Raw genomic sequence first — 25,745 nt, forward strand, 5'->3', positions numbered from 1 at the left:
GCCATGCACCTGCTCAGGACCCAGCCCGGCGGTTTCGTGTCGGATGACAACATCGCCGACCTTGGACAAACCCCCGCCGAGCTGGTGGTCCTGTGCAGCGGCGACTCCAGCCTGGCGCTGCTCGCCGAGGCGGCGCAGCAGTTGCCCGAGGATTACCCGAGCCTGCGCCTGGCCAACCCGATGCAGGTGCAGAACCATGCCTCGGTCGATTTGTACGTCGATGAAGTGCTGCGTCACGCCAGGGTGATCCTGATTTCGCTGCACGGCGGCATCGCCTATTGGCGTTACGGCATCGAGCGCCTGGTCGAGCTGTCCCAGCGCGGCGTGCAGGTGATTCTGGTGCCGGGCGATGACCGCCCGGACCCGGAGCTCAGCGACCTGAGTACCGTCGGCGCCGCGGACCGCGACCGGCTCTGGCAGTTTCTGCGTCAGGGTGGCATGGGCAACGCCCTGGATTTCTTCCGCTGCCTGGCCAACCGCTGGCTGGCCCGCGATTACACCTGGGGCGAGCCGCAGACCCTGCCACGTACGGCGATCTACCATCCGCACAAACATTCTGCCGCACTGAGCGACTGGCAAGCCGACTGGCGCGCCGATCAACCGGTGGCGGCGGTGCTGTTTTACCGCTCGCATTTGCAGGCGGCGAACACCGCTTTCATCGATGTTTTCTGCCAACGCTTGCAGGCAGCGGGTTTGAATCCGTTGCCGATTGCGCTGGCCAGTTTGAAGGAGCCCGGCTGCCTCGGCGCGGTCGAAGATTGGCTGGATGAATCAGGTGTCTCAGTGATCCTGAACACCACCGGCTTCGCCCAGTCCAGCCCCGAAGCGCCACACCTGCGACCGTTCCGTCGCAATATTCCAGTGATCCAGGCGATTTGTGCCCAGGACAACGAACCGGGTTGGCGCGCCAGTGAACAGGGGCTTGGCCCGCGTGATCTGGCGATGCACATTGCCTTGCCGGAGCTGGACGGGCGCATCATCAGCCGTCCGATCAGCTTCAAGGACCTGGCGTGGCGCAGTGAGCGCAGCCAGTCGGATGTGGTCTGCTACCGGCCGCAACCGGAGCGCATGGACTTCGTTGCCGAACTGGCGCGACGCTGGGTCGAACTGGCGCGGGTGCCAAACGCCGAAAAACGCATCGCCTTGATTCTCGCCAATTACCCGACTCGCGACGGGCGCATCGGCAATGGCGTCGGCCTCGACACTCCGGCCGCCGCACTGAATATCCTGCGGGCGCTGCATGCTGAAGGTTATCCGTTGCCGGCGCAATTGCCGGACAGTGGCACCGCGCTGATCCAGCAGTTGCTGGGCGGTGTCAGCAACGATCTCGATACCCTGGACTTGCGTCCGTGCCAGCAAAGCCTGGCAATGGACGACTATCTGACGATGTTCAATGCCCTGCCCAAAGCCAATCGTGCGGCGGTGCTCGAACGTTGGGGCGCGCCGGAAAACGACCCGATGTGCCGCAGTGCACGGATGATGATCGCCGGCCTGCGCTTTGGCCAGACCTTCGTCGGCATCCAACCGGCGCGGGGTTATCAGGTCGATCCGAGCGCGGTGTATCACGCCCCGGACCTGGTGCCGCCCCACGGCTACCTGGCGTTTTACTTCTGGCTGCGCCACACCTATGGCGCCCATGGCGTGATTCACGTCGGCAAGCACGGCAACCTCGAATGGCTGCCGGGCAAGGGCGTGGGGCTGTCGGAAAACTGCTGGCCGGATGCGCTGCTCGGGCCGCTGCCGAACATCTATCCGTTCATCGTCAACGACCCGGGCGAGGGCGCCCAGGCCAAGCGGCGCACCCAGGCGGTGATCATCGATCACCTGATGCCACCGCTGACCCGCGCCGAAACCTATGGCCCGCTGCGCAACCTCGAACTGTTGGCCGACGAGTATTACGAAGCGCAGTTGCTCGATCCGCGCCGCGCTCGGGAGTTGCAGCGCGACATCCTGCAACTGGTGCGTGACTCGCACATCGACCGTGAACTGCAGCTGGACGAGCAACTCGACAGCGATACCGACGCAGCGATCTGGTTGCCGCGACTCGACACTTACCTGTGCGACTTGAAAGAGTCGCAGATCCGCGATGGTCTGCACGTGTTCGGCGAATCGCCCACCGGTCGCCTGCGTATCGACACCTTGCTGGCGTTGTTGCGCATTCCACGGGGCGATGGCCGAGGAGCGCAATCGAGCCTGCTGCGGGCGCTGGCCAAGGCGTTTGCGCTGGGGTTTGACCCACTGGATTGTGCGCTGGGCGAGCCATGGACCGGGCCGCGTCCCGAGTCTCTTTTGCTTATCAGTGACGAGATTTGGCGCACGGCGGGCGATACCCGCGAGCGCCTGGAGCTGTATGCAGCGCAGTTGATTTCGGGCGTGTTGAATGACCCCTGTGGGAGCGGGCTTGCTCGCGAATCGGTGGACCATTCAACATTGATGTCGCTTGACCCACCGCTTTCGCGAGCAAGTCCGCTCCCACAGGAGGCAGGTTGGGCTGAAGTGAGTGCCATAATCGACAGCCTTCGCGAAGTAGTTGCCCCGCGCCTGGACGCCTGCGGCCCAGCGGAAATGCGCGGTCTGCTCGATGCCCTCAGCGGTCGCTTCGTCCCGGCCGGCCCCAGCGGTGCGCCGAGTCGCGGTCGTCTGGACGTGCTGCCCACCGGGCGTAACTTTTACTCGGTGGACGTGCGCAATTTGCCGACCACCACGGCGTGGCGCATCGGTTTCCAGTCGGCCAGCCTGATTCTGGAGCGGCACCTGCAGGACCACGGCGATCATCTGCGCCAGCTCGGCCTGTCGGTGTGGGGCACCGCGACCATGCGCACTGGCGGCGATGACATCGCCCAGGCGATGGCGTTGATGGGTGTGCGTCCGGTCTGGGCCACCGGCAGTCAGCGGGTCGACGATTTCGAGATTCTGCCGTTGAGTTTGCTCGACCGCCCTCGGGTCGACGTGACCTTGCGCGTGTCCGGTTTCTTCCGCGATGCCTTTGCCAATCTGATCCGCCTGTTTGACGCGGCGGTGCAAGCGGTGGCCGACCTGGATGAGCCGGACGACCTCAATCCGTTGGCGGCCAAGGTGCGTGCCGAGCGTGCAGCCTTGTTGCAGACCGGACTGGATGAAGACGCTGCGCGACGGCAGGCCGGCTGGCGGATTTTCGGGGCCAAGCCCGGGGCCTACGGCGCCGGCGTGCAGGGCGCCATTGACGGTCGTCTGTGGCAAACCCGCGAGGACCTGGCCGAGGTTTACCTCAACTGGGGCGGCTACGCTTACGGCGGTTCCGACGAAGGCACCGCCGCCCGAGAACAGTTCAGCCAGCGCCTGAGCCAGGTACAGGCGGTGCTGCAAAACCAGGACAACCGCGAGCACGATTTGCTCGACTCCAATGATTACTACCAGTTCCAGGGCGGTATGCTCGCGGCGGTGGAAAGCCTCAAAGGCGAGGCGGCGGCCAGTTATCATGGCGATCACAGTCAGCCGGACCTGCCGAAGATTCGCACCTTGAAGGAAGAGCTGAACCGGGTGATCCGCTCCCGGGCGGCCAATCCGAAGTGGCTCGAAGGGGTAAAGCGCCACGGCTACAAAGGTGCGTTCGAAATGGCTGCGACCGTCGATAATCTGTTCGCCTTCGATGCCACCACGCAGTTGATCGACGATCACCAGTACGCGTTGCTGGCCGACGCCTATTTGCTCGACCCTGAAACCCGGGATTTTGTCCGTGAACACAATCCCCATGCCTTGCGCGACATGACTGAACGCATGCTCGAGGCGCAACAACGCGGAATGTGGAAGGAGCCGGGCGCCTACCGCGAGGCATTGGAGAATCTGTTGCTGGATATAGAAGAAGACGGCTGACACGCTCGAACCTGTGGGAGCGAGCCTGCTCGCGATGAGGGAGCGTCAGACGACATTTATGCTGGCTGACACACCGCCTTCGCGAGCAGGCTCGCTCCCACAGGGATGAAGGCAACTGTGATATTTGTGAATTGATCACCGACCATGACCGAGATTGAACAATGACCGACACCCCGCATTTCCCGCTCTCCGCCGTGGTCGGCGCCGACGATTTGAAATTGGCCCTGTACCTGACCGCCATCGACCCGAAAATCGGCGGAGTCCTGATCGAAGGTCCGCGCGGCATGGCCAAGTCGACCCTGGCCCGTGGTCTGGCGGACCTGCTGGCCAGCGGTCAGTTTGTCACACTGCCGCTGGGCGCCACCGAAGAGCGCCTGGTCGGCACCCTCGATCTCGACGCGGCGCTGGGCGAAGGTCGGGCTCAGTTTTCCCCCGGCGTACTGGCCAAGGCAGACGGTGGCGTGCTCTACGTCGACGAGGTCAATCTGTTGCCTGATCACCTCGTTGACCTGCTGCTCGATGTGGCCGCCAGCGGCACCAATCTGGTTGAGCGTGACGGCATTTCCCATCGGCACTCGGCGAAGTTCGTGCTGATTGGCACCATGAATCCCGAAGAGGGTGAACTGCGTCCGCAACTGCTCGACCGTTTCGGCCTGAATGTCGCCCTTGGTGGTCACACAGCGCCGGCCGAACGAGGCCAGATCATCCGTCGTCGCCTGGATTTCGACAGCGATCCGCAAGGTTTCTGCGCCGAATGGGAATCGGCGCAGGCGTCACTGCGCGAACGTTGCCAGCACGCACGCAACGCCCTGGCGAGCATTCCTCTGGACGACCAGGCGCTGGCACGGATTACCGAGCGCTGCTTTGCCGCTGGCGTCGATGGTTTGCGCGCCGACCTGGTCTGGCTGCGTGCCGCCCGGGCTCACGCCGCCTGGCGCGGGGCGAACGCTATCGCCGAGGAAGATATCGACGCCGTCGCCGAATTCGCCTTGCGCCATCGTCGTCGCGAGCATTCGGCTGCGGCGCCTCAGCCATCCCAAGCGCCGCAGCCCTGCGCACCGCAGCACGCCAACCCGAGCGAAGGGCAGGGCCAGTGGGGCGAATTGCCTGCCCAGGCGCTGGCGACCGGCGCACGACGTGAAGTGCCGAGCTGGCCAAAAAAGCCCTAGGCATTCGCCCTCGCTGCGACGCGGGGGCGAATGCCAGACCCCGAGCCGGGCGACTGGACCATGGCAAACAGGGCGTGCGTCACGCAGCCCGCAGCGGCTCGGTCAACTGGCCCGGCACCTTGCTCAATGGCCGGCCGCGTCAGCGCGACGACCTGATATTTCAACTGCGCACGCGTTCGCCCCATGAACTGTGGCTGGTGATAGTCGATGCCTCCGCATCGACCCGCCGTCATCAGGCATTGAGCGATGCCAAGGGCTTGCTGGCGCAGTTGTTCGACGATGCCTATCGCCAGCGCGCACGACTGGCGCTGCTCACGGCCAGCGGTGCTGCTCCAAGGTGGCAGGTGCAGGGATTGAAGGCTTCCACGGGGCTGCGCCATTGGCTCGACGGCCTGGGTGCCGGTGGTGGCACGCCGCTGCTGGCGGCATTGAGCGAAGCAGGGCAGTGGCTTGCCGCACGGCAGAAACGTTTTCCGGCAGAGCAGCAGCGCTTGTTGCTGGTGACCGATGGCCGGCTGAAGGATTGGCCGCTCCTTCCTGTGCTTGCGTGTCCGGGGTTGTTGATCGACATCGAGCGCGGGCCGATCCGGCTCGGGCGCAGCAGGGTGTTGGCGGCGCAGTTGCAGGCTGAGTATCGGCATATTGACGAGTTGCTGCCTGGTTGAGTTCTCCTTTGCCCAGGCTGGCCTCTTCGCGAGCAAGCCCGCTCCCACAGGGTGGAACGCATTCCAAATGTGGGAGCGGGCTTGCTCGCGAAGGCGGTGGATCAGTCAACATCAATTCTGGATTACTTACCCATCGCCTGCCGATACTGCCGGGTACGCTTGCCTATGTACAACCGGTCGACAATCAACGCCCATAGCGCCGAAACCTCAGGCCGGGTTTTGCGCCCACGGCTCAAGCGATGCAGCTGGAACTTCACCACCGCCATGCTCGCCAGCGCCGCCAGGGGTTTGCGCTTCCAGCGGATCGGCGGTAGTTGTGGGTGGCTGTTCTTGCCTTCGCGCCAATGCTTGACCAGATGCGGCTCCACGGCCAGGGCGGTGCCGATGCCGGCCATGGCGATGCCGCTGTCGAGAACCTGTTCGACGATTGCCAGACGCCGGATTCCGCCTGTCACCATCACCGGCATGCGCGCCACGCTGGCCAGTTCGCCGGCCATTTCCAGAAAGTACGCCTCCCGGGCCAGGGTCCGGCCGTCGCGCGCTTCGCCTTGCATGGCCGGTGCTTCGTAACTGCCGCCGGAGAGTTCCAGCAGGTCGATCGGTTGCTCGTTGAGCCACTGGATCACTTGCCGTGCATCATCGGCATCGAAGCCACCGCGCTGGAAATCCGCTGAGTTGAGCTTTACCGACACGCAAAATTGCGGCGATACCACCTGGCGAACCGCCTCGACGACGGACAACAGCAGGCGCGCGCGATTCTCCAGCGAACCACCCCAGCGATCAGTGCGTCGATTGGTCAGCGGCGACAGGAACTGGCTGAGCAGATAGCCATGGGCGGCGTGGATCTGCACACCGGTAAAACCGGCTTTCTCCGCCAGTGCGGCGCTGGTGGCGAAACGTCGGATCACCTCCTGGATGTCGTCCTCGCCCATGGGCTTGGGTTCGGCGAACATCTTCGAGAACTGGCCGAGATCCAGCGCAATCGCCGACGGCGCCAGTGCTTGCTGGCCGAGGTTGGCCATGGTCTGGCGGCCAGGGTGATTGAGTTGCATCCAGAAGTGCGCACCGCCGGCCCGGCCGACACTGGCCCACTGGCGGAAGCGTTCCAGATGCCGCTCGTCCTCCAGTGCGACACCGCCAGGGCCGGTCATGGCGCGGCGGTCGATCATCACATTGCCGGTCAGCAGCAAACCGGCTTCACCTTCGGCCCAGGCTTGATACAGGCGAAGCAGTGCCTGATCGGGTACTTGATCGGTGTTGGCGAGGTTCTCTTCCATCGCGGCTTTGGCAATGCGATTGGCGATGGTCTGGCCGTTGGGCAAATTCAAGATTCGGAAGGGTGACATGCTTGACTCCTCATACTGATGAGCAGAGGCTAAGCTTAAAGTTAACTTTAATGTCAAGCAGGAAAATGAGGCCGCAATGGAAATTGGTGAATTGGCGCAGTTGAGTAGATCAATAGGCAATAGGTGTGTAGCCGATCAAACTCATGCTGGAAAACTCGGCTTTAACCTCAGCCGGCGCCGATTTTTTTCAACACTTCGTCTTCAATGATTTTGTACATCACCGACCTTGCTCCACGGCTGAATTGACTCGATATTTTCCAGAGTTGCCCCAGCTATCCAGATGTCTTTTTTCTTGGAAACCTCGATTTTTCATTCTTGTTTTTTATTGGCAAGAACTGTTTGCGACACGAGGTAGGCAAACGACTCGTTGTTTTTGTTCTCCGCATAAACACTAGGTTCATCTCCAGGCTGTAACGGAGCGATGGACATTTGATATGCAATGGTTCTGTCCGGCTTCCAATTGATAAAATTCAACCCCATAAAATTCGGGATAACCGTTGCGCCCCCAAAGACGTCTCCGGGGGGAAGCAAGAATATTGTGGTGATGGACGTTTTTATCGGGAAGAAAATCGCGCCAGGGTAAGTACCGCACAGTGGAAACCCGGGGGTGCCTTGCCTGCACTTCGCCGGGGGTTCTTGCCCAACGACCAGTTTGGTGGGAGGCGAACTGACATCGTTAACGAAAACCGAGATTGAAATCCCCTTGCCAGGCAGGCTCTGCAGGTTTAACGGGGTCATCGTGAAGTCACCGTTGGCGAGGGTGGTGACCTGTTTAAGGATGGTTCCATCGCTGGTTAATGCAGTCACCATGAACGGCCCCGTTGTTCCGGTACCAACGATAGTTCCCGTAATCGATGTGGCGCTTTTTGACAGCGGTGTCGTGACGCAAACTTCCGGACCGTTTTGGCCGATAAATTTTCCGTTGACCAGATATTTGCATTCTTCGTTTACAGAGGTCACAGACGTGTCCTGTTGAACGTTACAGCCTGCTAATCCAACTCCCAGTACGGCACAGAAAACTAATCCTTTTGGCGTCTTCATTTCACATTCCCTTTAATTGGGGGGTATGAGTCAGATGAGACTCCAGTATTTCTACATGTCTTGCGCGGGTCTACTGTCAGAGTTGACAGTGGTGACAGCCGGCCTGGACGCAGATGGACCTGTGGCATGTCGTGGTCATGTGCACACTGATTGAGCGTTATCACTTCACCCTGTAGATATCGCTAGCACTTGTTTGACGGGAAGATGGCTTTGCCATGACACAGACTCAAAACCATGCACTAAATCATGCTCAAAACGGCCAGCCCCCCAAGGACCTGTTCGAACGCCCGCAATTGCCACGACTGGCGGAATTTCTCAAAAGCACCCGTTTTTGATCCTTCAATTTTCAATCAGGAGAAACACTCATGAGCATTACTCGTTACGGCACCGGCAGTACCGCCGCTGGCGGTCAGCCTCGTCCTTTCGCTCGCGCCGTTGAAGCCGATGGCTGGCTGCACGTTTCCGGGCAGGTACCGGCGGTGGACGGCGAGATTATTACGGGCGGCATTGTCGAACAGACCCACCAGACCATGAAGAACCTGATCGCGATTCTCGAAGAGGCCGGTTATGCCCTGGAAGATGTGGTGCGTGCTGGCGTGTGGCTGGAGGATCCGCGGGATTTCACCAGCTTCAACAAGGTCTTCGCCGAGTACTTCAAACCCGAGCACGCCCCGGCGCGGGCCTGTGTGCAGGCGAGCATGATGGTCGACTGCAAGGTCGAGATCGACTGCATTGCGTACAAGAAAAAGGCTTGAACCGAGGTGCCCTCTTCGCGAGCAGGCTCGCTCCCACAGGGGAACGCATTCCAAATATGGGAGCGGGCTTGTTCGCGAAGGCGGCCCCGTCAGGCCGGTATCGAGGGGTTCTTTTCCTTCGATAGCGTCGCCGACACCTTTACCCATTGCTGCGCCGCGCCGGTCAAAAGCCCTGACGGCGTGGCCATCGCGACCCTGTGCATCGTCGCCCCACGGGCCGATGCGAAGAAAAACTACAACGACTACCGCCGGGTGCTGATCGCAAGCGCCAACAACCTGGCCCGTCGCATCAACGAGTAACAGCGGCTGCCTGCCGCCGCGTGAACGAGGAGTTCGACCATGTCTTCTGCCCCCCAAACTGCCAACGTGGATAAAGGCGCGGCGCCCATCGGTGCCAGCCTGGTGCGTGATGTCAGCCTGCCTGCGCTGGTACTGCATCGCGAGGCGCTGGAACACAACATCCGCTGGATGCAGGCGTTCGTCAGCGACAGCGGAGCGGAACTGGCGCCCCATGGCAAGACCAGCATGACCCCGGCGTTGTTCCGTCGCCAACTGGACGCCGGTGCCTGGGGCATCACCCTGGCCAGCGCCACGCAAACCCGTGCCGCCTACGCCCATGGCGTGCGCCGTGTCCTGATGGCCAACCAGTTGGTCGGCACGCCGAACATGGCATTGATCGCCGACCTGCTGGCCGACCCGACGTTCGACTTCTATTGCATGGTCGATCACCCGGACAACGTCGCCGACCTCGGTGCCTACTTCGCCTCCCGTGGCGTGCGCCTGAACGTGATGATCGAATACGGCGTGGTCGGCGGGCGTTGCGGTTGCCGCAGTGAACAGGAAGTGCTCGACCTGGCCAAGTCCATCGCCGCGCAACCGGCCCTGGCCCTGACCGGGATCGAAGGCTACGAGGGGGTGATCCATGGCGATCACGCCGTGACCGGCATCCGCGATTTCGCCGCGTCGCTGGTGCGTCTGGCGGTGCAGTTGCAGGACAGCGGCGCCTTCGCCATTGCCAAGCCGATCATCACCGCGTCGGGTTCGGCCTGGTATGACCTGATTGCCGAGTCCTTCGAAGCACAGAACGCCGCTGGACGCTTCCTCAGCGTGCTGCGTCCCGGCAGTTACGTGGCTCACGACCATGGTATCTACAAGCAAGCGCAGTGCTGCGTGCTCGACCGTCGCAGCGACCTGCACGAAGGCCTGCGCCCGGCGCTGGAAGTGTGGGCGCATGTGCAATCGTTGCCGGAGCCGGGGTTTGCGGTGATTGCCCTGGGCAAACGCGACGTCGCCTACGACGCCGGTTTGCCGGTGCCGTTGCGGCGCTACAAGGCGGGCGTGGTGCCGGCCAGCGGCGATGATGTGAGTGCCTGCAAAGTCACCGCGGTCATGGACCAGCATGCGTTCATGACCGTGGCGCCGGGGGTTGATCTGCGGGTGGGCGACATCATTTCGTTCGGCACTTCGCACCCGTGCCTGACGTTCGACAAGTGGCGTGTCGGCTGTCTGGTCGATGAGCAACTGAACGTCATCGAGACCATGGAAACCTGTTTCTAAGATTGAAACCGCGGCGCGGCTTTCGCGAGCAAGCCCGCTCCCACAGTTGACCGCGTTTCATTGTGGGAGCGGGCTTGCCCGCGAAGAGGCCCTCAAGCCAACTGCATCAATCCCGGTAAAACACCTGCACCAGGTGATACCCGAACTTGCTCTTGATCGGCCCATGCACCAACCGCAGAGGTTTCTTGAAGATCACCGCATCGATCACGCCGACCATCTGCCCCGGCCGCACTTCACCGAGGTCGCCGCCGCGCTTGCCCGACGGGCAGGTCGAATACTTCTTGGCCAGCACATCGAACGCTTCACCCTTGGCGATGCGTTGTTTGAGCTGCTCGGCTTCTTCCGAGGTTTTCACCAGGATATGGCGGGCTTGAGCTTTCATGGGGCGGTTACCTTGCAACGATGCTGGTTATGTGGGTGGCAGCGGGGGGGGGGCGCGATTATGCCTCAACTCAGTCCGGTTGACCGATCATCGTGCGAATCTTGTTGGCCAGCAGGTCGATGGAAAACGGTTTGGTCACCATGTCCATGCCTTCTTCAAGGAAACCCTGGCGCTCGGCAGCGATCTGCGCGTAACCGGTCATGAACAACACTTTCAGTCCGGGACGATGCTGGCGGGCGATTTCTGCCAGTTGTCGGCCGTTCATGCCCGGCAACCCCACGTCGGTCACCAGCAGGTCCACCCGCAGGTCGGACTCCAGCACCGGCAGCGCGTCTTTGGCATCTTCGGCTTCATGGGCGCGGTAACCGAGTTCCTTGAGCAGGTCCAGCACCAACATGCGCACCGCCGCATCATCCTCGACCAGCATCACCGTTTCGCCGGCAATCGCCGCTGGCGCCTCGCCGACCACGGGTGACAGGACTTTTTCCGGCTCGGTCGAATGCAGGCGCGGCAGGTACAAACGCACGCTGGTGCCTCGTCCGGGCAGGCTGAACAGGCTGACGTGGCCCCCCGATTGCTGGGCAAAACCGTAGATCATCGACAAGCCCAGACCGGTGCCCTGGCCGATGGGCTTGGTGGTGAAGAAGGGGTCGAATGCCTTGGCCAGCACCGAGGGCGTCATGCCGGTGCCGTTGTCGCTGACGGCAATCATCACGTAGTCGCCGGCCTTGACCGGTTCCAGGGTCGTGATGTCACTGCCGTCGAGGTACACGTTGGCCGTTTCGATCTGCAACTCGCCGCCGCCTGGCATGGCGTCCCTGGCGTTGATCACAAGGTTGAGCAGGGCGTTTTCCAACTGACTGACATCGGTGTTGACCCGCCAGGTGTGCTCGGCCAGTTGCAGCTTGAGTTCAATGTGGTCGCCCTTGGTACGACTGAGCAGGTCCTCAAGCGAGCGAATCAGGTCGTTGGGGTTCAGCGGCGTGCGATTGAGCGACTGACGCCGGGAGAACGCCAGCAAGCGATGGGTGAGGGCGGCGGCACGGTTGGCCGAGGACACTGCCGCCTCGGTGAACCGGCCGATCTCGCTGGCGCGGCCTTCGGCGATGTAGCGTTGCATCAGGTCGAGGCTGCCAATGATGCCGGTGAGCATGTTGTTGAAGTCATGGGCGATGCCACCGGTCAGCTGGCCGACGGCTTCCATTTTCTGCGCATGGCGCAAGGCGTCTTCGGCACGCTCACGCTCGAACATCTCGTTTTGCAGACGCTCGTTGGCCTCGGCCAGTTGTCGGGTGCGGGCAGCCACCCGTTCCTCAAGGGTTTCGTTCAGGTTGCGCAAGGCTTCTTCGGTCATTTTGCGTTCGGTTTCGTCGATCACGAAGATGTAGAAGCCGTTGACCGCACCATCTGCACCGTGGCGCGGCAGGTAATTCATCAAGGCCTGGCGCATGCTGCCGTCGCGGTGCGGCGTGCTGATGCTGAAACAGCAGGGCCGGCCGGACAGCGCCTCGGTGATGTACGGGGCGCGTAGCGCGTAGGCTTCTTCGCCGAGTACTTCAAGAATGGTTCGCCCGTATAGCTCTTGCGGCGTCAGCCCGTACCAGTCGAGGTACGCTGCGTTGTTGAGGCGAAAGCGTTCTTCGCGGTCGACGTAGCTGATCAGGATCGGCATGGCGTTGATGATCAGTTGCAGCTCGGTCTGGCTCTGGCGCAGGGCTTGCTCGGTGTGTTTGCGCTCGGTCAGGTCCAGGGCGGCGCCGAGGAAACGGATCGGCCGGCCGTGATGGTCCTTGTAGCAGCGACCGCGGGCAAACACCCAGCGCATCTGGCCGTCGGTTTGCAACAGGCGATATTCCTCGGCGTATTCGCTGCCGTGGGTGATGCAGTGCTTGATGCTGCGGGCGATCAGGGCGCGGTCCTGCGGGTGTACGCCATGCAGGTATTCGCTGATCGGCAACTGGTTGGCCATGGCCGGGTCGACGCCGTGGAGCTGGGCGAAATGCACATCGGCGATGAAACGGTCCTCGCTGATGTCCCAGTCCCAGGTGCCAACCGCATCTGTGGCGGCGAGGGCCAGTTGCAGGCGTTCCTCGGTTTCACGCTGGGCCTTGAGGCTGGCCGCCGAGCGCTGTTCGAGTTCGAGGGCGATGCGCCGGCGCTCGTTGGTTTCGATGGCGGTGACCAGGATCCCGGCCACCTCGGCACCTTCGTCGCGGATCGGGCTGTAGGTCAGGTCGAGCCAGAAGTCGGACTCCCGGCCCTCACGTTGCAGGGTAAAGCGCTGCTCACTGTAGGTTCGTACCTGACCTTGCAGGACGGCGCTGTAGATCGGGTCGGTAAAGTCTTTCAACTCTGGCCAGATCAGGTGTGTCGGTTGTCCGAAAGCCTGCGGATGCTTGCTTCCTGCGAGCAGGGCGAAGCCGTCGTTGTAGATCTGTGTCAGTTGCGGGCCCCATAGCAGCAGCATCGGCATCGGTGAGTGAATGACGATGTCCACGGCGGTTCGCAGGCTCTGTGGCCAGGTGCTGGCAGCGCCCAGCGGGCTGCTTGCCCAGTCGATCCGGGCGATCAGGGCCTGGGCATCGCTGGCGGTGGGTATTGCGTTCATCCGGGAGTCCTGCGCCTGAGTCGCTTTAGCTGGCGTCTATTCTTGCACAGGTGGCAGGCGCCGACTGATTCAGAGGCCTGAGCGGTAAAAGTGGGAGCGAGCCTGCTCGCGAAGAGGGCGGTACATTCAAAGTCAATGTCGCCTGACTCTACGCCATCGCGAGCAGGCTCGCTCCCACAGGTAATCCCATTTCAATTCATGAGTTCGGGCCGGTCTCGAAATTGCTCCAGCGCTTCGGGATTGGCCAGGGCATCGGTGTTTTTCACCTTCTGCCCATGCACCACATTGCGCACCGCCAGTTCAACCACCTTGCCGCTGATGGTCCGCGGAATGTCGGAGACCGCGACAATCTTCGCCGGCACATGACGCGGCGTGGTGTTGGCGCGAATCGTCTGGCGGATCTGTTGTTGCAGCGCCTCGTCCAGCTCAAGCCCGTCGCACAAGCGTACGAACAGCACCACCCGCACGTCATCCTGCCATTGCTGACCGATGGCCACGCTGTCGAGCACTTGCGGGATCTTTTCCACCTGACGGTAGATTTCCGCCGTGCCGATGCGCACGCCACCGGGGTTGAGCACGGCATCCGAGCGGCCGTGAATCATCATCCCGCCATGGGGCAATTGTTCGGCGTAGTCGCCCTGGGCCCAGACGCCGGGGAACAGGCTGAAATAGGACTGGCGCAGTTTCTCGCCATCGGCATCGTTCCACAGGCCAACGGGCATCGCCGGGAAGTGCCGGGTGCAGACCAGTTCGCCTTTTTCACCGATCACCGGCTGACCGGCGTCGCTCCATACCTCGACGGCCATGCCCAGGCTCTTGCCCATGATTTCGCCGCGCCGCACTGGCGACAAAGGGTTGCCGTTGACGAAGCACGAGACGATGTCGGTGCCGCCGGACATCGAGGCCAGGCACAGGTCAGGCTTGAAGTCGCGATAAACAAAGTCGTAACTCTGCGGCGACAGCGCCGAGCCGGTGCACAGCAACGTCCTGAGGCTGCCCAGGTCATGGCTTTCACGGGGCTTGATGCCGCTGCTTTCCAGGGTCGCGAGGTATTTCGGGCTGGTGCCGAACACGCTGATCCCTTCGTCGTCGATCAGGTCGATCAAGCGTTGCGGGTCAGGGTGGAACGGCGAGCCGTCGTACAGCACCACCGCGCTGCCTACCGCGAGGGCCGAGACCAGCCAGTTCCACATCATCCAGCCGCACGTGGTGTAGTAGAACAGGCGCTCGCCGGGGCCGAGATCGCAGTGCAGGCCGTGTTCCTTGACGTGTTGCAGGAGTACGCCGCCGGTGCTGTGGATGATGCATTTGGGCACGCCGGTGGTGCCGCTGGAGTAGAGGATGTACAGCGGATGGGCGAAGGGCACCGGGACGAAATCCGGCTCGCCGCCGGGTGCGTAGAAATCGCCCCACAGCGTCACGTTGGCCGGGGTACGGAAGTGTTCGATGTGCGCCTGTGGGCGAGCGTAAGGCACGACGATCAGCTGTTGCAGTGACGGCAGGCGCTGGAGGATCTCGTTGATCTTGGCGGTCTGGTCGATCTCTTTGCCGGCATAGCGGTAGCCGGCGCAGGTCACCAGCACTTTCGGTTCGATCTGGCCGAAACGGTCAACCACCCCTTGGGTGCCGAAGTCCGGTGAAGAACAGGACCAGACAGCGCCAAGGCTGGTGGTGGCGAGCATGGCCACCAGGGTTTGCCAGGTGTTGGGCATGCACGCGGCGACCCGGTCACCCACACCGACGCCGGCGGCGATCAAGCCGTTTTGAAAGCCGGCGACATGCTCTGCCAGCTCGGCCCAGGTCAAATGTTCACGCTGACCGTTTTCGCCAACGGCTACCACGGCGATTGCATCATCGCGGCGCTGTAACAGATGTTCGGCAAAGTTCAGCGTGGCGCCCGGGAACCATTGAGCGCTGGGCATCTGCGGGCCTTCGAGCAGCACGGCGTCGGGTTGTTCGTGGAAGCGGATGTCGAAGAAATCGACGATGGCCTGCCAGAAGTCCGGGCGTTGTTCGATGGACCACTGGTGCAGGGCAGGGTAGTCGTCGATCTTGAGGTGATACCGCTGATTGATGAAGCGCCGGAAGGCCTCCATGCGGGTCTTGCCGATGCGTTTGACGTCGGGTTGCCAGAGGATGTCGGACATGGTTTGCCTCTTCTTGTTTATGCCTTCATACAAGCTGATGTGGAGCAGGCTTCTGTGACCGGGGCGCTTGTGTGGCGAGGGGGCTTGCCCCCGTTCGGCTGCGAAGCAGTCGTAAAATCAGACAACCTTAATCGTCTGTGAGTTTATAGGGCGGCTTCGCCACCCAGCGGGGGCAAGCCCCCTCGCCACAGCGTTAGCGGCTGATCACTGCGCCAACCACCCACCATCCACATTCCACGCCGCGCCCCGCACCTGGCTGCCGGCGTCGCTGCACAAAAATAGCACCAGCTCACCCAGTTGCGGCGGTGTCACGAACTCCAGCGATGGCTGCTTTTCAGCGAGCAAGTCATGCTGTGCCTGCTGTGGATCAACCCCGCTGGCGGCACGATCGTCGATCTGTTTCTGCACCAGCGGCGTCAGTACCCAGCCTGGGCAGATTGCGTTGCAGGTGACCTGGGTGGTCGCGGTTTCCAGCGCGACCACCTTGGTCAAGCCGATCACCCCGTGCTTGGCGGCGACATAGGCGGACTTGCCCACCGAACCGACCAGGCCATGCACCGAGGCAATGTTGATCACCCGGCCCCAGCCCTTGGCGCGCATGCCAGGCAGGCTCAAGCGGGTGCTGTGGAACACCGACGACAGGTTGATCGCGATGATCGAATCCCAGCGCTCCACCGGAAACTCATCCACCGCTGCCACGTGTTGAATGCCGGCATTGTTGACCAGGATATCGACGCCGCCGAACTCACGCTCGGCGTAGGCGATCATGTCGGCAATCTGTGCCGGATCGCTGACATCGGCCGGGTGGTGGCCGACCTTGCCGCCGAACTGTTGCACTTCGGCGATCACTTGGGACGCATCGCCGAAGCCGTTGAGGATCAGGTTGGCCCCGGCCTTGGCCAGGCTGAGGGCGATCCCCAGGCCGATACCGCTGGTGGAACCGGTGACCAGTGCGGTCTTGCCCGAAAGAGTCGTCATGAATACCTCACACAATGCCAGTAGCGTAGAAGGTGCCGATCACCACGAAAACCGCCAGGGTCTTGATCAGCGTAATACAGAAAATGTCTTTGTAAGCCTCGCGGTGGGTCAGCCCGGTGACCGCCAGCAGGGTAATCACAGCGCCGTTGTGCGGCAGGGTGTCCATGCCGCCGCTGGCCATCGCGGCGACCCGGTGCAGCACTTCCAGCGGAATGTTCGCCGCATGGGCGGCGCTGATGAACTGCTCGGACATGGCCGCCAGCGCAATGCTCATGCCACCCGAGGCGGAACCGGTGATGCCGGCCAGCAGGGTCACGGTAATCGCTTCGTTGACCAGTGGGTCGGGAATGTTCTTGAGCCAGTCGGCCAACACCAGAAAGCCCGGCAGGGACGCGATCACAGCGCCGAAACCGTATTCGGAGGCGGTGTTCATCGCCGCCAGCAACGCGCCGCTGACTGCGCTTTTACTGCCTTCGGCGAGTTTGCGGCTGATCGCCTTGTAGCCAAACACCAGCACCATGAGGATGCCGACCAGCAAGGCTGCCTGTACCGCCCAGATCGCCGTGAGCTTGGCGATGTCCGTGGTTACCGGCGCGGCCATGCCTGGCAGCGCGAGGCTGTGGGTCTTGCCGTACACCTGCGGAATCCAATGGGTGAACAGCAGGTTCATGATGCCTACCGCCAACAGTGGCGACAGCGCGAGCCACGGATTGGGCAGCTTGAGGTCGGGGGCGGTTTCCGGCTCGTTGCGCAGGTCGCAGCCATAACCTTCACCGGCGCGCTGTGCCTTGTTGCGTTGACGCTGCAGAAACAGCATGCCGGCACAGAACACGAAGATCGTGCCGATCACGCCCAGCCACGGCGCCGCCCAGGCAGTGGTGTTGAAGAAGGTGCTGGGGATGATGTTCTGGATTTGTGGCGTGCCGGGCAGGGCGTCCATGGTGAACGAGAACGCGCCCAAGGCAATGGTCGCCGGGATCAGGCGCTTGGGGATGTTGCTCTGGCGGAACATTTCAGCGGCAAACGGGTAGACCGCGAACACCACCACAAACAGTGACACGCCGCCATAGGTGAGCAAGGCGCAGACCAGCACGATCACCAGCATCGCCTGGCGGGTGCCGAGCAGGCGAATCGCCGCGGCGACGATGGAGCGCGAGAAGCCGGACAGTTCGATCAGCTTGCCGAACACTGCGCCGAGCAGGAACACCGGGAAATACAGCTTGATGAAACCGACCATTTTTTCCATGAACACCCCGGTGAAAGCGGGGGCGACGGCAGAGGGGTCGGTGAGCAGGACTGCGCCGAGGGCGGCAATCGGGGCAAAAAGGATAACGCTATAGCCACGGTAGGCAGCCAGCATCAGCAGCGCGAGGGCTGCCAAGGCAATGATCACACTCATGGTGTGTCTCCTGGGTTGTTATTTTTGTAGGGTGGAACTGGGTAGGGAGGCGTATAGCGGGTTTTGTGCCAAGTACTTAACTTGTTGAAATATAAAGATATATTCTGATGTTGGTGAGCTGATTCGGGATTGTTGTCTCTTGTTTGAGACTTGTATTGGGAGTGCCGGCCTCTTCGCGGGCAATTCCGCTCCCACAGTTGATCGAATTGATCAGGGGAATGCCTTCTCCTGTGGGAGCGGGCTTGCTCGCGAAGGTCTGTCCAATAACGGAGATATATGTCTCGTTATGGAGACTCGGCAATCCCCAACGCCACCATCTTCTTGTACAACGTCGACCGCCCCAGCCCCAGTCGCGCCGCTGCCTCAATGACTTTGCCCCCGCATTGCGCAAGGGTCGTCTCGATCAGTTGCCGGTCAAATCGCTCTCGCGCCGCACTGAAGGTTTCATGGGCAAAGGGCTCCTGGGCCAAGGGCGTCACGCGCTCAACCCGGGTGAACGTACCAATCGCCGCGCGGATGTCTGCCGCCGTCAGGCGCAAGTCATCGCTGAGCAGCGCCGCGCGCTCCAGCACATTGCGCAATTCGCGGATGTTCCCCGGCCAGGCGTGTTGCCCCAATAATTCGAGGGCTTCGTGGTGCAGCTCATGCTGGCTGCGCAGTTCCTCGAGAATCGCTTCACTGAGCGCCGGTACGTCATCGAGGCGGTCGCGCAGGGGCGGCACCTGGATCGGTAGCACGTTGAGCCGGTAGTACAAGTCGGCGCGGAACTCGCCGCGTTTGATCGCCGCTTCCAGGTCGGTCGAGGTCGCGGCGATCACCCGTACATCGCTCTGGATCACTTCATTGGACCCCACCGGTTCGAATTCCTTTTCCTGCAGCACGCGCAGCAGTTTGCTTTGCAGGGGCAGCGGCATGTCGCCGATTTCGTCGAGGAACAATGTGCCGCCTTGGGCGATCTGCAATTTACCGGCGCGGCCCTTGCGGTCGGCACCGGTAAACGCGCCAGGGGCGGTGCCGAAGAATTCGGCCTCCAGCAATGATTCGGGAATCGCTGCGCTGTTGATGCTGACAAATGCCTTGTGCGCACGGGGCGAGGCATTGTGGATGGCCTGGGCCAACAACTCCTTGCCGGTGCCGGTTTCGCCGAGCAGCAGTACCGGCGATTCGGTACTCGCACTGCGCCGGGCACGGCGTTTGACTTCCAGGCTGGCGGCGCTGGTGCCGATGAAATGGGCGAAGTTGTATTTGGTCTGCCGCGCCCGCAGCAGCGAACGGGTGGAGGCCAGTTCTTCCTGCATGCTCATGTAGCGCTTGAGCATCGGCGACAGGCTGCGCAGTTCGTCGAACAGGGCAAAACCGATGGCGCCGATCACCACGCCGGCATCGTCGTGAATCGGCAGGCGCATGACCACCAGCGGCTCTTTTGGGGTGTCTTGCATATCCAGCAGAATCGGCCGGCCGGTGCGCACCACTTCACGTAACAGGCTGCCGGGGATCACGCTTTCGCAGGGCTTGCCGATCGCCACTTGCGCCGATTGCAGGCCGAAGCGCCGGGCATAGCGCTCATTCATCCAGACGATGTTGGCATCGCGGTCGACAATCACCGTTCCCTCGCTCGATTGCTCGATGATTTCGAACAATGAACGGATCGCCAGCTGGCGAACGCGCTGGTAGTCCTTGAGGCTTTCGGTGGTGTTCATGGGGGCTGATCCTGATTATGTTTTGCCTGTACTGGCCCCTTCGCGGGCAAGCCCGCTCCCACAGGGGATTTGTGAACGACACAGATCAACTGTGGGAGCGGGCTTGCTCGCGAAGGCCGCGCCGCGGTCCAACGGCAAGATTATGCCTGCCCGAGCAACGCCGCCGCCAACAGCTCCTTGGTATACGGGTGCTGTGGCGAATCGAACACCTCATGGCTGGCGCCACGCTCCACCACCTTGCCGTCCTTGATCACGATCATGTCGTGGGCCAGGGCGCGCACCACCGCCAGGTCGTGGCTGATGAACAGGTAGGTCAGGCCGTGCTTTTCCTGGAGTTGACGGAGCAGGGCGACCACCTGTTTCTGCACCGTGCGGTCCAGCGCCGAGGTCGGTTCGTCGAGCAGGATCAGCGCCGGCTTGAGCACCAGCGCCCGGGCGATGGCGATGCGCTGGCGCTGGCCACCGGAGAATTCGTGGGGATAGCGATGGCGGCTTTGCGGGTCGAGGCCGACTTCGCTCAGTGCGCGGATCACTTCGGCGTTGCACTCTTGGGGGCTCAACTGGCTGTGTACTTCCAGGCCTTCGCTGATGATCTGCGCCACCGACATTCGCGGGCTGAGGCTGCCGAAGGGGTCCTGGAACACCACCTGCATTTTCTTGCGCCACGGCCTTAGCTGTTTTTGCGTCAGGCCGTCCAGCGCCTGGCCCTGAAAGCGGATGCCGCCTTCGGAATCGAGCAAGCGCAGGATCGCCTGACCGAGCGTGGACTTGCCGGAACCGGATTCACCGACAATGCCCAGGGTCTTGCCGCGCTGTATGTTCAGGCTGATGCCATCGACGGCACGCAGCCAGGTCTTGCGTTGGAACAGGCCGCCACTGACGGGAAACCGCACCTGCAGATCGTTCACCTCCAGTACGTTTTCGCGCTCGTCCCGGGGCAAGGCTTCGCCCTCGGGTTCGGCGTGCAGCAATACGCAGCTGTAAGGGTGCTTCGGTTCGGTGAACAGGGTTTCGCACGGCGCTTGCTCGACGATTTCCCCGGCCTTCATCACGCACACGCGCTGGGCGATGCTGCGCACCAGATTCAGGTCGTGGCTGATCAGCAGCAACGACATGCCCAGCCGCTGTTGCAGGGACTTGAGCAGCAGCAGGATCTTGCGCTGCACCGTCACATCCAGCGCGGTGGTCGGTTCGTCGGCAATCAGCAGTTCCGGTTCGCACGCCAAGGCCATGGCAATCATCACCCGCTGGCGCTGGCCGCCGGATAGTTGATGCGGATAGGCCTTGAGGCGCTCCTCGGGTTTCTGGATGCCCACCAGGTGCAGCAGTTCAAGGATCCGCGCTTGCGCCGCTTTGCCTGCCAGGCCTTTGTGCACCAGCAAGGTTTCGCCGATCTGTTTTTCGATGCTGTGCAGCGGGTTCAGGGACGTCATCGGCTCCTGGAAGATCATCGCAATGCGATTGCCGCGCAGTTGTCGCAACTTGCCGGCATCGGCACCCACCAGTTCCTGCCCGCGATAGCGGATGCTGCCCGTTGTCCGGGTATCGGTTTGCGGCAGCAGTTGCAGGATAGAGTGGGCCGTCACCGACTTGCCCGATCCCGATTCGCCCACCAGCGCCAGGCATTCGCCGGGGCGGATGTCCAGGCACAGATTGCGCACCACGGTCTGGCCACTGAAGGCCACGCTGAGGTCACGGATTTCGATCAGGTTGGTCATTGCAGCCGTCCGCTCAAGATCTCGGATCGAAGGCGTCTCGCAACGCCTCGCCGATAAACACCAGTAAAGAAAGAATCAGCGCCAGGGTGAAGAACGCCGTCAGGCCCAGCCACGGCGCCTGCAGGTTCTGCTTGCCCTGGCCGATCAGTTCGCCCAGGGAAGCACTGCCCGCCGGCATGCCGAAGCCGAGGAAGTCCAGCGCCGTCAGGGTGGAAATCGCCCCGGTGAGAATGAACGGCAGGTAGCTCAAGGTCGCGTTCATGGCGTTGGGCAGAATGTGCCGGACTATGACTTTGCGGTCGGTCAGGCCCAGCGCGCGCGCGGCCTTGACGTATTCCAGGTTGCGCCCGCGCAGGAACTCGGCGCGCACCACGTCCACCAGGGCCAGCCATGAAAACAGTGCCATGATTCCCAGCAGCCACCAGAAATTCGGCTCGACGAAACCCGACAGAATGATCAGCAGGTACAGCACCGGCAACCCGGACCAGACTTCCAGCAGGCGCTGGCCGAGCAAATCCACCCAGCCCCCGTAATAGCCTTGCAGGGCACCGGCCGCAATGCCGATCAGCGCGCTGACAAACGTCAACATCAAGGCAAACAGGATCGACACCCGGGCACCGAAGATCACCCGGGCCAGAACGTCCCGCGCCTGGTCGTCGGTGCCCAGCCAGTTGACGCTGGTGGGCGGACTTGGAGCGGGTTTGTTCAGGTCATAGTTGGGCGTGTCGTCACTGAATGGAATCGGTGGAAACAGCAACCAGCCACCATCCTTCTTGATCAGCTTCTGCACGTAGTCGCTGCGGTAGTCGGCCTGGAACGGCAGTTGCCCGCCGAACTCCTGTTCGGTGTGGCGCTTGAACACCGGGAAGTACCACTGGCCTTGATAGCTGACCATCAGCGGTTTGTCGTTGGCGATCAGTTCGCCGCCCAGGGTCATCAGGAACAGGCCGACAAACAGCCAGAGCGACCACCAGCCCCGACGGTTTTTCTTGAAACGCTCGAATCGCCGGCGCGCCAGCGGTGAAAGCTTGAGCATCAGGCGTTCCTCGCGGCAAAGTCGATACGCGGGTCGACCAGGGTGTAGCAGAGGTCGCCGACCAGTTTTATCAAAAGGCCGAACAGGGTGAAGATGAACAACGAGCCGAACACCACCGGATAGTCCCGGGATACCGCTGCTTCGTAACTCATGCGGCCCAGACCGTCGAGGGAGAAGATCACTTCGATCAGCAGGGAACCGGCAAAAAATACACTGATGAACGCCTGGGGAATGCCCGACACCACCAGCAGCATGGCGTTGCGGAACACGTGCCCATAGAGCACTCGTCGTTCACTCAAGCCCTTGGCCCGGGCAGTGACCACGTACTGGCGGGTGATTTCATTGAGGAACGAGTTCTTGGTCAGGATGGTCAGCGTGGCGAAGCCGCCGATCACCAGCGCGGTCACCGGCAACACCAGATGCCAGAAGTAATCGGCCACTTTGCCAATGGTCGACAGCGATTCGAAGTTGTCCGAGACCAGCCCGCGAACGGGGAACCAGTTCAGCGAAGTGCCGCCGGCAAACATCACGATCAGGAACATCGCAAACAGGAACGCCGGCATGGCATAGCCGATGATGATCGCGGTACTGCTCCAGATATCGAAATGGCTGCCATGGTGCACGGCCTTGCGGATGCCCAGGGGAATCGACACCAGGTAAGTGATCAGCGTCGCCCAGAGTCCGAGGGAAATGGTCACGGGCATTTTCTCGAGGATCAGGTCGGTGACGGTGGCGCCGCGGAAGAAACTCTTGCCGAAGTCCAGGCGCGCGTAGCTGGTGAGCATCAGCCAGAGGCGTTCGTGTGCCGGTTTATCGAAGCCGTACTGTTTTTCAATGTCCTTGATCAGCTGCGGATCGAGCCCGCGACTGGCCCGGGACTTGCCGTTCATGGGCTCGCCGGAGCCGCCGCCGACCGCCGCACCGCCGATGCCCTGCAAGTGTGCGATGGCCTGTTCGACCGGCCCGCCCGGTGCCGCCTGGACGATGACAAAGTTGACCAGAAGAATGATCACCAGCGTCGGAATGATCAGCAGCAGGCGCCGCAGTATGTAAGCCCACATCAGTGCGGCCCTCCGGGTTTGCCACGGCGGATACGCTCGGCCGTCATCTGTTGGTTGGTCAATGGCGTGGTGCTCATCTCCCACCAGCTCTCGATGGCTTCGTCATTGCTCGCTTGCACGTTCGGGATGCCGAAGCGGTTCCACCACACCGTCGAGGTGCCCGGCGGGTAATAGTTGGGGATCCAGTAGTAATTCCATTGCAGCACCCGGTCCAGGGCATGGGCGTAATGCAGCATGTCAGCCTGGGTATTGGCCCGGATCAGCCCGGTGATCAGGGTGTCCACTGCCGGGTTCTTCAACACCATGTAGTTGTTGGAGCCCGGGTCGGTGGCCGCCTCGGAACCGAAGTAATTGAGCAGTTCGCCTCCCGGAGAAGTGGTGACGGGGTAGCCGGTGACGATCATGTCGTAGTCGCGACTCATCAGGCGGTTGACGTACTGGGACGAGTCGATGCGGCGGATATTGAGGTCGATGCCGATCTGTTTCAGCGTGCGTTTATAGGGCAACAGCAGACGGTCCATGCCGTTCTGGCTGACCAGGAACGTGAAGCTCAGCGGCTCGCCGTCGGCATTGACCAGTTGGTCGCCATAGGGTTTCCAGCCGGCCTGCTCGAGCAAGTCCAGGGCCTGTAACTGCTTGTCGCGAATCACGCCGCTGCCATCGGTCTTCGGCGCCTCGAACACCTGGGTGAAGACTTCGTCGGGAATCTGCCCGCGCAGCGGTTCGAGAATCGCCAGCTCCCCGGCATCCGGCAGTTGCCGGGCGGCGAGATCGGTGTTGGAGAAAAAGCTCTGCTGGCGGATGTACATGTCGCGCATCATCTGCCGGTTGCTCCACTCGAAGTCCCACAGCATCACCAGCGCCTGGCGCACGCGTCGGTCCTGGAACATGGGCTTTTGCAGATTGAACACAAAACCCTGAGCCGGCTGCGGCGCCTCGGTGGCGAGGTGGGCCTTTTGCAGGCGACCATCGCTCAGGGCCGGGCTGTCATAGCCGATGGAATAGCCGGTGGCGGAAAATTCCCGGTTGTAGTCATAGGCGCCACCGCGCAGGACCTGGCGCGCCACGTCGGTATCGCCGAAGTACTCGATGCTGAAATGATCGAAGTTGTACAGGCCACGGCTGACCGGCAGGTCCTTGCCCCACCAGTCGGGATTGCGTTCGAAGGTGATGCTGCGCCCGGAATCGATCTTGCCCACTTTATAGGGGCCGCTGCCCAACGGCGCTTCATAGCCGCCGCCACCGGCAAAATCGCGAGTCTTCCACCAGTGTTCGGGAAACACCGGCAGGGTTGCGATATCCAGCGGCAGAGTGCGATTTTCGTTGTTCTTGAAATCAAAGCGGATAGTCAGAGGAGATTCCACTTCCACGCCTTTGACGTCGGCGAACTGGGTGCGGTAACGCAGGCTGCCCTGGGTCATCAGCAGGTCGAAGGTATAACGCACGTCTTCGGCGGTAATGGCTTTGCCATCGGCAAAACGCGCCTTGGGGTTGAGGTAAAAACGCAGTGACAGGCCGTCCTCGGAACGCTCCATCTTCTCTGCCACCAGGCCGTACACGGTGTACGGCTCGTCCAGCGAGCGCTGGGCCAGCGGCGAATAGAGCAAGCCGTCGATCTGTGTGACGCCGATGCCTTTGTCGATGTAAGGCAAGACATGGTCGAACTGCCCGATTTCGATCGCCGATCGCCGCATCGTGCCGCCTTTGGGGGCCAGCGGATTGGTGTAGGCGAAATGACTGAAGCCGGCAGGATATTTTGCCGGTTCGCCGTACACGGTCATTGCCGGTTGCGGTGCCGCATTCACACCCGCGGCACCCGACATCAGGGCCACGGCCGTGAACAACAAGGTAGGGAAAGCCAGTCGCATTGTCAGCCTTAGAGCCGGGTGGTCGTTAACGACAATTTGTACGCTAGCGGCGCGTCCCTCGCCAGCCGAATTACGCGTGCGAAACACAACGGCCCACCAAAAGGCGGGCCGTTGTGTGAATAGCTCAAGCGTCGATCAGTCCTGACGGCTGGTCACTTCCAGCAGGTGGTAACCGAACTGGGTCTTGACCGGGCCCTGGACCACGTTGAGCGGCGCGCTGAAAACCACGGTGTCGAATTCCTTGACCATCTGGCCTGGACCGAACGAACCCAGATCACCGCCCTGGCGGCTGGAAGGGCAGGTGGAGTTTGCCTTGGCAACTTCGGCGAAATCGGCACCAGCCTCGATTTGGGTCTTGAGTTCGTTGCACTTGGCTTCCGAGGCAACAAGGATGTGACGGGCAGTGGCTTTGGCCATGGGAAAATACTCCTTTCAATATTCGGTAAAATGCGCAGCCTACCGG

18 protein-coding genes and 1 pseudogene are annotated in these 25,745 nt (G+C 61.9%); 6 read left to right on the top strand and 13 right to left on the bottom strand.

The annotated features are described in order from the left end of the window. Positions 1 to 3 precede the first annotated feature (3 nt). The 3 genes from cobN to ACXX83_RS08825 all read left to right on the top strand — a co-directional run bounded on the left by cobN (position 4) and on the right by ACXX83_RS08825 (position 5,686). Positions 4 to 3,852, top strand: a complete 3,849-nt coding sequence (gene cobN, locus ACXX83_RS08815; RefSeq protein ID WP_458548142.1) for a cobaltochelatase subunit CobN — start codon at positions 4 to 6, stop codon at positions 3,850 to 3,852. 161 nt (positions 3,853 to 4,013) lie between these two features. Continuing rightward, positions 4,014 to 5,021, top strand: a complete 1,008-nt coding sequence (locus ACXX83_RS08820) for a magnesium chelatase ATPase subunit I (protein ID WP_458548143.1) — start codon at positions 4,014 to 4,016, stop codon at positions 5,019 to 5,021. A 74-nt stretch (positions 5,022 to 5,095) separates the two neighbouring features. Continuing rightward, on the top strand, positions 5,096 to 5,686 hold the full coding sequence (locus ACXX83_RS08825) for a vWA domain-containing protein (protein ID WP_458548144.1): 591 nt from the start codon (positions 5,096 to 5,098) through the stop codon (positions 5,684 to 5,686). A gap of 122 nt (positions 5,687 to 5,808) precedes the next feature. Here the strand turns inward: ACXX83_RS08825 and ACXX83_RS08830 are convergent, their stop codons facing one another. Further along, the gene (locus ACXX83_RS08830) at positions 5,809 to 7,032 is read right to left on the bottom strand and encodes an NADH:flavin oxidoreductase/NADH oxidase family protein (protein WP_458548145.1); all 1,224 of its coding nucleotides are present in this window, start codon (positions 7,030 to 7,032) and stop codon (positions 5,809 to 5,811) included. A gap of 309 nt (positions 7,033 to 7,341) precedes the next feature. Next, entirely contained in the window at positions 7,342 to 8,073 is a 732-nt protein-coding gene (locus ACXX83_RS08835) for a hypothetical protein (protein ID WP_458548146.1), read from the bottom strand. Positions 8,074 to 8,438: 365 nt separating this feature from the next. Between ACXX83_RS08835 and ACXX83_RS08840 the strand changes: the two genes are divergently transcribed. The 3 genes and pseudogenes from ACXX83_RS08840 (at position 8,439) to ACXX83_RS08850 (ending at position 10,385) form a co-directional block, all read left to right on the top strand. Continuing rightward, a complete protein-coding gene (locus tag ACXX83_RS08840) occupies positions 8,439 to 8,828 on the top strand; it encodes a RidA family protein (RefSeq protein ID WP_015094895.1) in 390 nt (129 codons plus the stop codon). Positions 8,829 to 8,915: 87 nt separating this feature from the next. Further along, positions 8,916 to 9,128, top strand: a pseudogene (locus tag ACXX83_RS08845) (IclR family transcriptional regulator); the annotation flags it as partial. 39 nt (positions 9,129 to 9,167) lie between these two features. Then, positions 9,168 to 10,385, top strand: coding sequence for an amino acid deaminase (locus tag ACXX83_RS08850; RefSeq protein ID WP_458548147.1), 1,218 nt, complete (start codon positions 9,168 to 9,170; stop codon positions 10,383 to 10,385). A 106-nt stretch (positions 10,386 to 10,491) separates the two neighbouring features. Here the strand turns inward: ACXX83_RS08850 and ACXX83_RS08855 are convergent, their stop codons facing one another. The 11 genes from ACXX83_RS08855 to ACXX83_RS08905 form a co-directional block, all read right to left on the bottom strand. Then, the gene (locus ACXX83_RS08855; RefSeq protein WP_458548148.1) at positions 10,492 to 10,767 is read right to left on the bottom strand and encodes a peptidylprolyl isomerase; all 276 of its coding nucleotides are present in this window, start codon (positions 10,765 to 10,767) and stop codon (positions 10,492 to 10,494) included. 70 nt (positions 10,768 to 10,837) lie between these two features. After that, entirely contained in the window at positions 10,838 to 13,375 is a 2,538-nt protein-coding gene (locus ACXX83_RS08860; RefSeq protein WP_458548149.1) for a PAS domain-containing hybrid sensor histidine kinase/response regulator, read from the bottom strand. A 191-nt stretch (positions 13,376 to 13,566) separates the two neighbouring features. Then, positions 13,567 to 15,522 (bottom strand): acetoacetate--CoA ligase, encoded by a 1,956-nt coding sequence (locus ACXX83_RS08865; RefSeq protein ID WP_458548150.1) that lies wholly within the window; start codon positions 15,520 to 15,522, stop codon positions 13,567 to 13,569. A 204-nt stretch (positions 15,523 to 15,726) separates the two neighbouring features. Further along, on the bottom strand, positions 15,727 to 16,500 hold the full coding sequence (locus ACXX83_RS08870) for a 3-hydroxybutyrate dehydrogenase (RefSeq protein WP_007974690.1): 774 nt from the start codon (positions 16,498 to 16,500) through the stop codon (positions 15,727 to 15,729). A 7-nt stretch (positions 16,501 to 16,507) separates the two neighbouring features. Beyond that, on the bottom strand, positions 16,508 to 17,899 hold the full coding sequence (locus ACXX83_RS08875; RefSeq protein ID WP_015094900.1) for a GntP family permease: 1,392 nt from the start codon (positions 17,897 to 17,899) through the stop codon (positions 16,508 to 16,510). 284 nt (positions 17,900 to 18,183) lie between these two features. After that, positions 18,184 to 19,599 (bottom strand): sigma-54 interaction domain-containing protein, encoded by a 1,416-nt coding sequence (locus ACXX83_RS08880; protein WP_217838219.1) that lies wholly within the window; start codon positions 19,597 to 19,599, stop codon positions 18,184 to 18,186. 140 nt (positions 19,600 to 19,739) lie between these two features. After that, positions 19,740 to 21,317, bottom strand: coding sequence for an ABC transporter ATP-binding protein (locus tag ACXX83_RS08885; RefSeq protein ID WP_217838220.1), 1,578 nt, complete (start codon positions 21,315 to 21,317; stop codon positions 19,740 to 19,742). Positions 21,318 to 21,330: 13 nt separating this feature from the next. After that, positions 21,331 to 22,353, bottom strand: a complete 1,023-nt coding sequence (locus ACXX83_RS08890) for an ABC transporter permease (protein ID WP_007974697.1) — start codon at positions 22,351 to 22,353, stop codon at positions 21,331 to 21,333. After that, complete coding sequence (locus tag ACXX83_RS08895; protein ID WP_217838221.1) at positions 22,353 to 23,414, bottom strand: microcin C ABC transporter permease YejB; 1,062 nt, start codon at positions 23,412 to 23,414, stop codon at positions 22,353 to 22,355. Before ACXX83_RS08895 ends, ACXX83_RS08890 begins: the two co-directional genes overlap by 1 nt. Next, positions 23,414 to 25,282 carry an extracellular solute-binding protein gene (locus ACXX83_RS08900; RefSeq protein ID WP_458548151.1) on the bottom strand — a complete coding sequence of 623 codons (1,869 nt, stop codon included), beginning with the start codon at positions 25,280 to 25,282 and terminating at the stop codon, positions 23,414 to 23,416. Before ACXX83_RS08900 ends, ACXX83_RS08895 begins: the two co-directional genes overlap by 1 nt. Before the next feature lie 135 nt (positions 25,283 to 25,417). Beyond that, positions 25,418 to 25,699, bottom strand: a complete 282-nt coding sequence (locus ACXX83_RS08905) for a peptidylprolyl isomerase (RefSeq protein WP_104447325.1) — start codon at positions 25,697 to 25,699, stop codon at positions 25,418 to 25,420. Positions 25,700 to 25,745: the final 46 nt, after the last annotated feature.

It is taken from the genome of Pseudomonas sp. GNP012, from assembly GCF_054343835.1.